Source organism: Photobacterium sp. GB-50 (assembly GCF_003026755.1).
Classification (GTDB): domain Bacteria; phylum Pseudomonadota; class Gammaproteobacteria; order Enterobacterales; family Vibrionaceae; genus Photobacterium.
Genome location: NZ_PYNX01000003.1, coordinates 54,272 through 67,516 on the forward strand (window position 1 = coordinate 54,272; position 13,245 = coordinate 67,516).

Consider the following 13,245-nt stretch of genomic DNA (forward strand, 5'->3'; position numbering starts at 1 on the left):
TAGATCAAACAGTCGATAAATTTTGTCGGATAGCTCTATTTTTATTACGATTCATTTTTATTATATATAACCTAATTGGTAAATATAATGGCTGAATTTAGCAATTCTTAACGTCTCTATTTTATATATAGCATTGGATGCATATATTGACTTTTATATTTTAATTTTAATGTATTATTTGTGTTCTTTTCTTAGGGCATATTATCGCTCGTAGTGATCGATATTTTAAATATAATGTTGTCTATTTTTTATGACTTCATATTGTCATTTACAACGTTGAAAATAGCTTCCAATGAGCGTTTGTTTATGTTTATTGAGCTTAGAGGTGAACGTTTTTGGGTGCCGTTAAAGGCTTTTATTACCTTTGTTAATCATCATCTTATTATTTCATTCTGTGATATCGGAATTTTATTAATAACGCTGTACCGATACCTTATTTTAAAAAATAATTTGGCTATATATACAGTCAACTATTTTTATTCCCTTTTCTTCTTTTTTCGCCACAGAGAGCGTCCTGCTAGTGCTGATTGTTATGTTTTCTCTTCCTTGAACTCGCAGTGAAAGAGCAAGAAGACAAGCTTAAATCGCATGATTTTGCCGTTTTAAAATTGAAATTTATTGCAAAAAAAGACAATAAATAGCAAATAACCGTCAATTTTTATGGTTGATAATAATTATTAATACGCCGTGAGTTTTGTGTTTCGCTCATTTTGATTATCGATGTTAATACATAATTATTCGCTTTGCTTACAATATAATCCATTCGGGCTGCAATCATTTACTTACTCAAAAATGAAAAACATTGATTTCATTTTTTTTAATAGCGTTAGTGATAACGATCACGTAAATTTTAATCATCAAGAGGTGGCGTCAAAGTTATTGATTTTAAATGTGTTGCAAGTTGCATTGATATAAATAACACTTTTCTGCTTCGGTATTTAATATTTATTTAACATTTTAGTTGATGAGATATTTGCTCTTGGTGAGGGAGTTTTCTCTTGCGATATTATTCATTCCTTACGTTTGTGTGAATTTAATCACAAGTTGAAATAACCCGTAACAAGTTGAAATGGAGGGGGTTAGCAGGTTATTGCATAAATAAAGAGGATTAGAAATGAATACGAAATCTGGTTCTAGCGATATTTTATCTGCAGCAAAAGTAATAGTGATTGGGCAAATAATATTAGGTTTACTTTTTATTTTTTTTGCTTCTATTACGACTAATTGGTTTGGCGTTAAATCTTCAATTATTGGGGTGGCTATTGCAGTTATTCCTTCATTGTTAGGATTAAGTGCCGCTGCTTTTAAAATAAAAACAAATAAAGACATTAGTATTCGATATTTAGCCAAACTTAATAGTTTTATTAAGTGGGTATATACCGCGGTAATGATTTTAGCTGTTGTTCGTTTTATTCCAGTAAATCATGTAGCTATGTTATTAGCTTATAGCGTGACATTTTTAGGATGCTTTTTAACCCCGATACTTAACAAACCTCAATTTAGGATGACGTAAGGTGGAAGCAGTAACTACCGCTCACGAATATATTGATCACCACTTAACATTCCTTACTGTAGGCCACGGTTTTTGGAGCCTAAATATAGACTCCATGTTTATGGTATGGGTGTTAGGTTTACTCTTCATCGGTGTCTTTAAATATGTTGTTAGCCACGGAACCTCTGGGGTTCCAGGTCGATTGCAATGTTTTATTGAGATCACTTATGAATTTGTAAACAACCTTGTTAAGGAAATTTTTCAGACGAGAAGCAAGATAGTCGGCCCTTTAGCGTTAACTATCTTCGTGTGGGTTTTCTTAATGAATATGATCGACTTAATTCCGGTCGACTTCGTTCCTGCATTAGCACGAGCACTGGGCTTTGAACATTTCCGTGATTTGCCTTCTGCTGATGTGAACGTACCGATGTCGATGGCGTTAGGTGTGTTTATTTTAATCATTGGTTACACCTTAAAAACTAAGGGACTTGTTGGCTTTATTAAAGAGTTAACAACACAACCATTTGAACACCCATTGTTGTATCCGGTGAACTTCGTTTTGGAGTTGGTGACATTAATTTCAAAACCAATTTCTCTTGGACTTCGACTCTTCGGAAATATGTATGCAGGTGAAATGATTTTTATCCTGATTGCATTAATGCCGTGGTGGATGCAGTGGGCGTTAAGCGTGCCGTGGGCATTGTTCCACATTTTAATTGTGTTCCTTCAGGCCTTCATCTTCATGGTACTAACTGTTGTGTACCTAGCGATGGCAACTGAAGAACATTAATAAATTAAGTTCGATTTAAGTTTTATCTATTAAATAAATTTTTGGAGTCATTCATGGATATTGTAAGTGCAGTTCTCTACGTTGCTGGTGCGCTTCTCATTGGTTTAGGCGCGGCAGGTGCGGCTTCTGGTATCGGTAATCTTGCGGGTAAATACCTTGAAGGTGTTGCACGTCAGCCAGATTTAACCCCTATGTTACGTACTCAGTTTTTTATCATGATGGGTCTTGTGGATGCGGTACCTATGATTGGTGTAGGTATCGGTCTTTACATCATCTTTGCTGTGGCTTAATAGCCAGAACTACCGTTATAAATCATAACGTTATTTAAATAGTGAGGATGGTATGAATTTAAATGCAACCATGCTTGGTCAGGCAATCTCATTCGTGATTTTTGTTTGGCTATGTATGAAATATGTTTGGCCACCGCTATCTGCGTTAATTGACCAACGTCAGCGCGAAATCGCTGAAGGACTGATTCATACCGAAAACGCGTCAAAAGAGCTTGAATTAGCAAAAGCTAATGGTGAAAAGCTTCTGGATGATGCGAAGAAAAGTGCAAATGAATTAGTCGAGCAAGGTAATAAGCGTCGCGCTCAAATTATCGAAGAAGCCCAAGCGGAAGGTGAGAAAGAAAAAGCTCGCATTATTGCTCAGGGCAATGCTGAAGTGGAAAGTGATCGTAATCGCCTTCGCCAAGAACTCCGTGCAGAAATGTCTGACATGGTGATTGAAACGGCGCAGAAACTGATTAACCGTAACTTAGACACAGATGCTAACCGCGATCTTGTTAATAAACTCATCAAGGATATGTAAGCGGAGAGCACATTATGTCAGATCCACTAACTATTGCTCAGCCCTATGCCAAAGCAGCGTTTGATTTCGCTCTTGCCAATGATGCATTGGAACAATGGGAGCAAATGTTAATTATCGCAGCAACGGTTGCTAGCCAACCCGTTATTGCTCAGCAAATTGAAGATAGCGAGCAGTTTGGCGAGCATGACTCATCAGCGTTTACTGACATGTTCTTGGGCGTTTGTGAGGGGCTGCTGGATGAACATGGCCAGAACCTGATCAGAGTAATGGCTGAAAATGGACGTCTAAATGTGATTGCGCAAGTTGCTGAATTGTTCCATGAGCTGAAAGAAGATCATGAGCGCATGGTAACAGCGACAGTAACAACAACCGAGCCGTTAACAGATGAGCAGAAAGCGAACCTGATACAGGCGCTGCAAAAGAAATTAAATCGCAGTGTTGAGCTTGATTGTCACATTGATGAGTCGCTAGTTGGCGGAATGCTAATCAAAGCCGGTGAAATGGTGATTGATGGCTCGCTAAAAAGCTCTATCAACCGACTTGCTACAAGCCTTCAGGCGTAATAGGTAATTAGATATGCAACTGAATTCCAACGAAATTAGCGATTTAATTAGACAACGAATCGCCACCTTTAACGTGACCAGTCAGGCACGTAATGAAGGTACTATCGTCTCTGTAAGCGACGGTATTATTGTTATCAATGGTCTTGCTGATGTTATGCAAGGTGAGATGATTGAACTTCCAGACAACCGTTATGCATTGGCACTTAACTTAGAGCGTCACTCTGTAGGTGCGGTAGTGATGGGTCCTTATGCTGATCTTGCTGAAGGCATGAAAGTAACAGGTACCGGTCGTATCCTCCAAGTGCCAGTAGGTAAAGGTTTATTGGGTCGTGTTGTTAACACCCTTGGTCAGCCTATTGATGGTAAAGGCGCGATTGACAACGATGGCTTTGCGCCTGTTGAAATTATCGCACCCGGTGTAATCGATCGTAAATCGGTTGATCAGCCAATCCAGACGGGTTACAAAGCGGTTGACTCTATGGTGCCAATCGGTCGAGGTCAGCGTGAGTTGATCATCGGTGACCGCCAGACAGGTAAAACGGCGATGGCGATTGATGCCATCATTAACCAGAAAGATTCTGGTATTTACTCTGTGTATGTGGCTATTGGTCAAAAAGCATCAACAATTGCTAACGTTGTGCGTAAGTTAGAAGAAAACGGCGCGCTTAAAAATACCATTGTTGTTGTAGCATCTGCGTCTGAAGCGGCCGCCCTTCAATACCTAGCCCCGTATGCGGGTTGTACGATGGGTGAGTACTTCCGTGACCGTGGTGAAGATGCTCTGATTGTTTATGATGACCTGTCTAAACAGGCTGTTGCTTACCGTCAAATCTCACTATTGCTTAAGCGTCCACCCGGCCGTGAAGCCTTCCCTGGTGATGTTTTCTACCTTCACTCACGTCTACTAGAGCGTGCATCACGTGTAAATGCTAACTATGTTGAGCGTTTTACTAACGGTGAAGTGAAAGGCAAAACAGGTTCATTAACCGCGTTACCTATCATCGAAACCCAAGCGGGTGACGTATCCGCATTCGTACCAACCAACGTAATTTCGATTACTGATGGTCAGATCTTCTTGCAGACTAACTTGTTCAACGCAGGTTTACGTCCAGCGGTTGACCCGGGTATTTCGGTCTCTCGTGTTGGTGGTGCCGCGCAGACTAAGATCATCAAGAAACTGTCTGGTGGTATTCGTACCGCACTCGCACAGTATCGTGAATTAGCAGCCTTTGCTCAGTTCTCATCAGATCTTGATGATGCAACACGTAAACAGCTAGACCATGGTGAAAAAGTCACTGAGCTAATGAAGCAAAAGCAGTACGCACCTATGTCTGTCGCTGAGCAAGCACTGGCTATTTTCTCTGCCGAGAAAGGTTATTTGAATAACGTTGAGTTATCTCAAATCGGTGCATTTGAAGAAGCATTAATGGCATTTGCTAAGAGTCAGTCAGCTGAATTACTAGCAAAAATTAATGAGTCTGGTGATTACAACGATGACATCGAAGCAAGCTTGCACCAGCTTCTAAAAACATTCGTTGATACCCAGTCGTACTAAGCGACGAGAACATTTCCGTCCAAGTACGATGCAGTATGAATGTAGATAGGAGCTAACCATGTCAAATGCAAAAGAGATCCGCACTAAGATCGCCAGCGTGCAAAATACGCAAAAGATCACGAGTGCTATGCAGATGGTTGCCGCAAGTAAGATGCGCAAAGTTCAACAGAACATGGAAGCGACCCGACCTTACGCAGAGAACATGCGTAAAGTGATCGGACACGTGACTTCGGGTTCGTTGGAGTACAAGCATCCCTATCTTGAAGAGCGTGAAGTAAAACGTGTCGCTTACATCATTATTTCCTCAGACCGAGGATTATGTGGTGGCTTGAACATTAATTTGTTTAAGAAAGCACTGGCAGATATGCGTCAGTGGAAAGATCAAGGGGTGGAGGTTGATACCACCTTGATCGGTTCAAAAGCGATTTCGTTTTTCCATCGTTTCGGCAACGTGATTGCACAAACATCCGGTATTGGTGATGAACCAAAACTTGAAGATATTTTAGGCCCAGTTAACGCCATGTTGGAGTATTTCGACGAAGGCAAGATTGACCGCTTGTTCCTGGTTTACAACGAGTTTGTAAATACCATGGTGCAAAAGCCGAAGGTGGCACAATTGCTACCTAATCCTCAGCTTGAAGAAGAAGAGTTAGCCGATGCTAATGAATCAAGCCGCTGGGACTATATCTACGAGCCAGATCCAAAACCCATTCTCAACGAACTGATGCTTCGCTATATCGAATCACAGGTCTACCAAGGCACTGTTGAGAGTATCGCTTGTGAACAAGCAGCGCGAATGGTTGCGATGAAAGCAGCAACCGATAATGCGGGCGAGCTGATTAATGATTTACAGCTGGTTTATAACAAAGCCCGTCAAGCTGCTATTACCCAAGAGCTAAGTGAAATTGTCGCTGGGGCACAAGCCGTTTAAATAGAATTTTGAGGACATCAAATGAGTACTGGTAAGATTGTCAAAGTCATCGGCGCTGTCGTTGACGTGGAATTTGACCAAGATAGCGTACCACGTGTATATGATGCGCTTACCCTTAGTGATAGTGAGCATGCTGAATTAGTATTAGAAGTACAGCAGCAAATTGGTAGCGGTGTTGTTCGCTGTATCGCAATGGGTTCATCAGACGGTCTTCGTCGTGGCCTAGAAGTGGTAAATACCAAAGCACCGATCACTGTCCCTGTGGGTGAAGAAACCCTTGGTCGTATCATGAACGTGTTAGGCTCACCGATTGATGAATGTGGTGAAATTGGCGAAAAAACCAAATATGCCATTCACCGTGAAGCACCGTCTTATGAAGAACAATCTAACAGCTCTGAACTGTTAGAAACGGGTGTGAAAGTTATCGACCTTATCTGCCCATTTGCTAAGGGTGGTAAAATCGGTCTGTTCGGTGGTGCGGGTGTAGGTAAGACCGTTAACATGATGGAGCTTATCAACAACATCGCGAAAGCACACTCGGGCTTATCAGTATTTACTGGTGTCGGTGAGCGTACTCGTGAAGGTAACGACTTCTACTACGAAATGAAAGAAGCTGGGGTACTTGATAAAGTAGCCATGGTTTACGGTCAGATGAACGAGCCACCGGGTAACCGTCTTCGTGTTGCACTTACTGGTCTAACTATCGCAGAAAGCTTCCGTGATGAAGGCCGTGATGTACTTCTGTTTATCGATAACATTTATCGTTACACATTGGCTGGTACTGAAGTATCAGCACTGCTTGGCCGTATGCCATCAGCGGTAGGTTATCAGCCAACACTGGCGGAAGAAATGGGTGTACTACAAGAGCGTATTACCTCAACGAAGACGGGTTCTATCACCTCTATTCAGGCGGTATATGTACCAGCCGATGACTTGACTGACCCATCGCCAGCAACGACGTTCGCTCACCTTGATGCGACGGTTGTACTGTCTCGTAACATTGCCGCGCTTGGTTTATACCCTGCGATTGACCCACTAGATTCAACTTCTCGTCAGCTTGATCCACTGGTTGTTGGTCAAGATCACTACGATGTTGCGCGTGGTGTACAAACCGTACTGCAGCGTTACAAAGAGCTTAAAGATATTATTGCTATCCTAGGTATGGATGAATTATCTGAAGAAGATAAGCAGACAGTATCTCGTGCTCGTAAGATTGAACGTTTCTTGACTCAGCCTTACCACGTAGCGGAAGTGTTTACCGGTCAACCAGGTGTATTTGTATCACTTAAAGAAACTATCGCAGGCTTTAAAGGCTTACTCAGCGGTGAGTATGATGACGTACCAGAGCAAGCATTCTTGTACTGTGGCGCAATCGAAGAAGTGCTTGAAAAAGCGAAAAATCTTTAAGGCGTAAGGAGGCATCATGGCTATTGGCGTAACCGAAAACACGTTCCAACTCAACATTGTGAGTGCAGAAGGTCCATTGTTTTCTGGCCCAGCTCATGCGCTGGCAATTTCTGGCTCTGATGGGGAATTGGGTATACGCCCTGGTCACTCTCCTTTATTGAGCCGACTAAAACCTGGTGTGGCGAGTTTTGTCATTGATCTAAAGGATCCTGAAGAAATCCTTTATATCTCAGGCGGGATTGTTGAAGTTCAACCCTCTGTAGTAACTGTACTTGCCGATACGGCAATGCATGGGAAGGACATTGATAAGGCTCGCGCTGATGAAGCTCGACGCGCCGCAGAAGAAAATATCAACAAGCATGCTGATGATATTAACTTCGCTATGGCGGAAATGGATCTGGCGAAAGCAATGGCACAATTACGTGCAGTTGAATTAACCCAGAAACAAATGCGCCGCTAACCTTGATGGAATAAATACAGTGACCGTTTGTTGGACTAAATCACCATAGAAAGATAAGCGGATATTGTTTTATACCATCAAGGAGGCACTCCTTTTGCATAACCATCATGGTGTGAAAGGAAAAGTAATAGATAGAATGGATGTTATTTATTGCTGATGGTATCTCCAGTAAACCCATCACAATTAAAGCCCTTACTTTGTACCGAGAGTAAGGGCTTTTTCATACCGTTTTAATAGTATGTATTCATTTGTGCTCGTACTTTTTCAAGTTCTTGTTTTAACTTGTTAAGTTGATGCTGCTTTCGTTTCAGATCGTTGGGTCTATTATTTATTTCATCAATCTCATCGAGCTTTTCACGGCGCTCACGTGGGGTGAGTTGGTCATAAATTAAACTGTTTTTTAACTCGTTTAATTTCTCTTTTTGGTTATCAATTTCATGTTGCTCATAGCTCAATTCTCGTTCTGCACGAGAAACATTTTCTTGCGCTGTGTAGAGTTGCTGGCCATGGTTATAGCCTTTTACAAACGCTTTGGCGGTATTTTGCGGGCAGACACCTTGGTAAGACTTGCCATGAGATCCGACAAAAAAGCCATGGCTTTCAGTACAGTAGCTGATTAGGCCTTTTTGATAACCGGCTTGATACTGAGAAAAGTCAGCGCGAACATTGTATTCCGAACAGGCAGAGCTACGTTCGTTAAATTGGGTTGAAGAGGCACCTTGAGAGCCATCCATGTAACCCAGTGCTTGCCAGTTAGCTGTTTGGCACTCTTGTTGATTCATGACAGAACATGCGCTCAATGTTGAACACAGCATGAGTGTTATTGTTAAATTCTTTATCGTCATAGCTAACTTGTTACAAAAATATAAAGGTGGATACTCTAAAGGTATCGTTAATAAAGATAAAGGTGTATCTCGTCTAAAATAGTTAAAAACGTGGTGATCTGGATGGTTAAAGTAAACTTTATTTGTAAATAAGTGAGCGGAAATGATATTGGAAAAAAGGGGGAGGACAGCAAAGATAGCCTTTACGATTGTCTTTCGAAAAGGCTTAACAGCGATGAATTATAAGCTGACGGCTAGGCGACAATAGGCTGTTTAAAGACGAAATAGCTCAATACGTAAATGGTTTTCATCTTCATAAGCAATGACAGATTGGAAGCCTGTGCTCTTATCGACAATTGAAGAAAATTGATCTTTCAACTTTTCGTCGCCAATAAAGAGTATTTGCGTTGCTTTGGTCATTAAACCATCTTCATCAAAGCTTGATGTTAGATCTTCATCGACAACACAGACCAAGACTTTGCCATAACGCGCATTAAGATCAATGGCATGTGCCAATGAATACTGCGCTTTCGTGTCCAGCTCTGTTTCGATCTCTTGAATCAGGGCAATAAACTGGTAGAGATCGGTTGAGCTCATTTGCTGCAAACGTTCGCGTTCTTGATTTAATGTTGCTTCGAAATCGGTATTTAGCCTTCTACCCATTTGTAGCCAGCTTTTCGTCGTCTTCTTTACTCGTCGATACTGGTGAGATTTGACGATTGGCTTTAGGTATTGAACCAATATATTATTTTTTTCTGCAAGGCTTAGTCGTTTATCTAGTTTTTTGAATTCTAGGTGTAGTAAAGCGTGAGTACTAACGTCTAATAATAGTTCTGATTGGTTCATTCGAGTACCGAGTTGAAACAGGTATTAACAATAATATCATACTATTACTGAGGTAATAGTAGCGTCATATAGTAGACTTTTTTTCAATGACGATATACTAGCATGTTTGTTATAAGCGTGTCATAAACAAACAGTTACTGATAAAAAGTTTATATTTATAAGCGTCACGTAGGGCTTACAGAGGATAAATGACATGAGTAAATAGCGTAAGGTTAAGGTTTTAAGTGTCGCAATAATGCCTATTATCGGTATTGAGCAATAGGCACTTACAATACGATGATTAATGCGCGAACATCGTTTTTTCCATGGGATTGAATGCGGTTAAATCACCCGTCGGATTTAGCAAATGCGGTAGAATTTTGGGTAGATTTAGCTCGATATCTTTATCTGTAACAGGATTAATTATTTTGTTATACCAGCCAAGTAAGCCTAATACGGCATAACCGATAGCGTCATCATTATCACGGTGTTCAAGAATGATTTGAAGAAAGCGCAGTATAGCCTTATCTGGTGTTTTTGCCTGCTCTAATGTTTCGTTATACACCGCAGTTGCTTCTGCGACTAGGCCTTCGTACTCAGTATCAATTGCGACTTTAAATGAGCCGCCATCCACAGTTATTTTCATTATAAACATACCTGTTAGTGCTAATCGCAGCATGGTATCGAATTTACGGCAGGCTTTTATTACGCTAACGCAAAAAACGTCTATTTATTCGCTTAGTCTTCGTTAGGATCTGAAAATGTAATATAAGCCACTTGTGCGGGAATTCTATGTTGATCAAAAAAAGCGAGCCAACGTAACTGGTGGTCTTGTAGTTTATCACCGGGTCCTTTGACTTCTACCCACTGATAACCCGTGTCATTAAACATGATCAGATCAGGCATTCCTGAGCGGTGGTGGCGTAAGTCTTTTAGTAATCGACGAAACATTACCGCTAATTGAGCAGGTGGTATATGGCTTAAAGCCAATGTAAGTGCTTGCTGACTAAATAGCTCCCAATGTACCCAGTAGTTAGAGATCCCTTGCTTTGTCTCAAAGTGTGTTTGCCAGCCATCATAGTGACCTTGTTCAATCGCTTGTAAGCGTTCATCAATTACGTCTTTTCGCTTGAGGTAAAACTCTGAATTGAACATATCCAGTGGCGCTAATTGGTAAGGATTAATAAAGCTGCCTTTGATGGGGGCAAAGATAATATCCCACATTGCTAACCCAAAAAGGCTGTTGAGAAATTGGTTCTCAAGATAGAACACCGTCCAACCTTGAGACTCAAAATAGCCAGCAGTGCAGTGTTCAACCCTTTGGTGTTCAGGATTCGCAAGTTGCAGTTGTATCGCTTTTGGAGCAAACGTTTTTGGAGCTGTAAAAATGTGATTGACTGACTTTGCGAGCTTTTTCTCTAACCTCAGACTTACGCCGTATTCATCTTCATTTTTCGCATCATGCTGAATATTTTTCACGACATCGTAGGCTGCTTGGTATTGCTGCTGCGCCATGAGTATTCGTGCTTGTCGTTCACGGCTTGGCGTACGTTCAGTTTGACGAAAGAGAGCAAGTGCTGCGTCATATTGATGGTTTCGCTCTAAATCTCGCGCCATATGATTGATCAGTTTTTGGCGTTTATTTTCGAGAGGCAACCATGAAGTAGCCTTTGGCAATAGTGGTACAAGGGAAGAAATAGTATCGTAGTCTTTCGTTTCATGGGCACGCCAATATAAGTCGGATAATTGGGTTAGTGTCAGCCATTGGTCGACTTGTTCTGTGGTGTGGAACAGTTGCGTGCTGGCATCAATCCGGTAATTTTCAAATTTATGGAGCCCTAAATCACTTAATACAAATTGGCTAAGATCTTGATGGCTATTACCAAAAAACAGCAATAGAAACTTTGCGAGCAGGGTTTGTTGTTGCACCATAACAAGTGGTTCGTTAATGACATTAAGCAAGTATTCACTATCATCATGGCTCTCTAATTTAAATACTATTTCAGCTTTCTTATCTGTTTTTTCAATAAGGGTTGGGAATAAACGCTGTAGTTCAGGTTTGGTATAGAGTGAGAAAATATCACTGATGCTGATAACTTGCTGCTGGTGAAGAGCGGTGATTTCTTGGCTAATAAAATGAGCATGAATCAGCGCATCTTTGGCTAAGTCGATATTTGTAATTTCGTCATAATTAAGTTTGTTAAAACGAAATAAGATCCCTTTACGTGATAGTAAGCGGATCAGCAACATTTGCGCATCGGTTGAAAGCTGGTGGAAAGATTGCAGCCAGTGCTTTTCATCTGTACTTAATAATGAAGCATGATACTGCTCTACAGTTTTAAGTAACGCCTTAAAGTTGTGAAGGTAGTAGTCTTGTTCGAGTTCGATGGTTGCCATATAACTGCACTGTGTGATTGGACGGCTATGTTTATCTGAAAATCGAGTCAGTATAAACATAGCTGTCTTTATACCCAAGTTACTTAAATATCCAAAACCATTAGAAAAGGTTAAGCCCAAATGCGCTTTTCACATCATGTAATACGAGCTGAGTTTCTTGATTGGCTTTTTCGGTGCCTTTTTTCAATACTTCAACTAAATAGGCTTTATCATTTAAGTATTCTTCACGACGTTGGCGAATCGGCGTAATTAAGTCATGTAAGCACGCCTCTAAGATTTTCTTTGTTGTACCATCACCTAAACCACCACGTTGGTAATGCTCTTTTAGTTCAGCGACATAGCTTTGATCTGGATGAAAAGCATCAAGATAGGTAAACACCACATTCCCTTCAATATTCCCCGGATCTTCAACCCGTAGGTGGTTTGGATCTGTGTACATTGATTTCACCGCTTGGCTTATTTGTTTACTGTCTGCGCCTAACGTAATCGCATTTCCCATTGATTTAGACATTTTGTTTTTACCGTCAGTACTTGGTAGGCGTGCCACATTACTTAGTAGTGCTTGGCATTCCACTAAGATTTCTTTTCCGGCGATATGGTTAATTTTTCTTACGATTTCATTGGTTTGTTCTAGCATGGGTAATTGGTCATCACCTACAGGGATCAAATTAGCCTTGAATGCCGTAATATCAGCCGCTTGAGAAATGGGATAAGTTAAAAATCCGGCAGGAATTGAGCGGCCAAATGCTTTAGATTGAATTTCATTTTTAACGGTTGGGTTACGTTCAAGACGAGAAATCGATACCAAGTTTGAATAGTACATGGTCAGCTCAGCCAATGCGGGTAGTGATGACTGTAAACAAATCGTGGTTAAGTTGGGATCAATACCGACGGCGAGATAATCAGCTACCACGTTTAAAATATTCGATGCGACTTTCTGTGGGTTATGCCCATTATCCGTCAGTCCCTGCATATCAGCGACAAGAATGGTTTGTTGGTACTGATGTTGTAGTTGAATGCGTTGTTCAAGGGAACCCACATAGTGACCAAGGTGAAGTGGACCTGTTGCTCGATCGCCAGTAAGAATCACGTTAGTGCTTTGTGCTGATGTTGTCATAGTATTCTCCAAAAATAATTGTTGCTACCGGAGAGGACTGAAACAAGATCATAATTGTTCATGGCAAACCT

At 41.0% G+C, this 13,245-nt stretch carries 14 protein-coding genes; 9 read left to right on the forward strand and 5 right to left on the reverse strand.

The genetic code is table 11. The features are described 5' to 3' along the window. Positions 1-1,114 precede the first annotated feature (1,114 nt). Genes C9J41_RS05325 through C9J41_RS05365 form a run of 9 tightly spaced genes read left to right on the forward strand, consistent with a single transcriptional unit; the run spans position 1,115 to position 8,011 of the window. Positions 1,115-1,513, forward strand: coding sequence for an ATP synthase subunit I (locus C9J41_RS05325; protein ID WP_107207378.1), 399 nt, complete (start codon positions 1,115-1,117; stop codon positions 1,511-1,513). A gap of 1 nt (position 1,514) precedes the next feature. Then, positions 1,515-2,282 (forward strand): F0F1 ATP synthase subunit A, encoded by a 768-nt coding sequence (gene atpB / locus C9J41_RS05330; protein ID WP_107294312.1) that lies wholly within the window; start codon positions 1,515-1,517, stop codon positions 2,280-2,282. Between the two features lie 53 nt (positions 2,283-2,335). Continuing rightward, the gene (gene atpE / locus C9J41_RS05335) at positions 2,336-2,572 is read left to right on the forward strand and encodes a F0F1 ATP synthase subunit C (protein ID WP_004730405.1); all 237 of its coding nucleotides are present in this window, start codon (positions 2,336-2,338) and stop codon (positions 2,570-2,572) included. A gap of 52 nt (positions 2,573-2,624) precedes the next feature. Continuing rightward, the gene (gene atpF, locus C9J41_RS05340; protein ID WP_107207376.1) at positions 2,625-3,095 is read left to right on the forward strand and encodes a F0F1 ATP synthase subunit B; all 471 of its coding nucleotides are present in this window, start codon (positions 2,625-2,627) and stop codon (positions 3,093-3,095) included. 14 nt (positions 3,096-3,109) lie between these two features. Beyond that, on the forward strand, positions 3,110-3,658 hold the full coding sequence (locus tag C9J41_RS05345; RefSeq protein WP_107207375.1) for a F0F1 ATP synthase subunit delta: 549 nt from the start codon (positions 3,110-3,112) through the stop codon (positions 3,656-3,658). Positions 3,659-3,671: 13 nt separating this feature from the next. Further along, positions 3,672-5,213 (forward strand): F0F1 ATP synthase subunit alpha, encoded by a 1,542-nt coding sequence (gene atpA / locus C9J41_RS05350; RefSeq protein ID WP_005366518.1) that lies wholly within the window; start codon positions 3,672-3,674, stop codon positions 5,211-5,213. A 58-nt stretch (positions 5,214-5,271) separates the two neighbouring features. After that, positions 5,272-6,144, forward strand: a complete 873-nt coding sequence (gene atpG / locus C9J41_RS05355; protein WP_107207374.1) for a F0F1 ATP synthase subunit gamma — start codon at positions 5,272-5,274, stop codon at positions 6,142-6,144. A 21-nt stretch (positions 6,145-6,165) separates the two neighbouring features. Then, on the forward strand, positions 6,166-7,551 hold the full coding sequence (gene atpD, locus C9J41_RS05360; RefSeq protein WP_107207373.1) for a F0F1 ATP synthase subunit beta: 1,386 nt from the start codon (positions 6,166-6,168) through the stop codon (positions 7,549-7,551). A gap of 16 nt (positions 7,552-7,567) precedes the next feature. After that, positions 7,568-8,011, forward strand: a complete 444-nt coding sequence (locus tag C9J41_RS05365) for a F0F1 ATP synthase subunit epsilon (RefSeq protein WP_107294313.1) — start codon at positions 7,568-7,570, stop codon at positions 8,009-8,011. A 230-nt stretch (positions 8,012-8,241) separates the two neighbouring features. Here C9J41_RS05365 and C9J41_RS05370 read toward each other — a convergent pair whose 3' ends face one another. The 5 genes from C9J41_RS05370 to trpS form a co-directional block, all read right to left on the reverse strand. Next, positions 8,242-8,793, reverse strand: coding sequence for a DUF2799 domain-containing protein (locus tag C9J41_RS05370; RefSeq protein ID WP_107246520.1), 552 nt, complete (start codon positions 8,791-8,793; stop codon positions 8,242-8,244). A gap of 315 nt (positions 8,794-9,108) precedes the next feature. Beyond that, a complete protein-coding gene (locus C9J41_RS05375; protein ID WP_107207371.1) occupies positions 9,109-9,681 on the reverse strand; it encodes a DUF2913 family protein in 573 nt (190 codons plus the stop codon). Between the two features lie 280 nt (positions 9,682-9,961). After that, on the reverse strand, positions 9,962-10,306 hold the full coding sequence (locus tag C9J41_RS05380; RefSeq protein WP_107207370.1) for a hypothetical protein: 345 nt from the start codon (positions 10,304-10,306) through the stop codon (positions 9,962-9,964). Positions 10,307-10,398: 92 nt separating this feature from the next. Beyond that, positions 10,399-12,117 carry a VRR-NUC domain-containing protein gene (locus C9J41_RS05385; protein WP_233220387.1) on the reverse strand — a complete coding sequence of 573 codons (1,719 nt, stop codon included), beginning with the start codon at positions 12,115-12,117 and terminating at the stop codon, positions 10,399-10,401. A gap of 40 nt (positions 12,118-12,157) precedes the next feature. Next, complete coding sequence (gene trpS, locus C9J41_RS05390; protein ID WP_107294315.1) at positions 12,158-13,174, reverse strand: tryptophan--tRNA ligase; 1,017 nt, start codon at positions 13,172-13,174, stop codon at positions 12,158-12,160. Positions 13,175-13,245 lie beyond the last annotated feature (71 nt).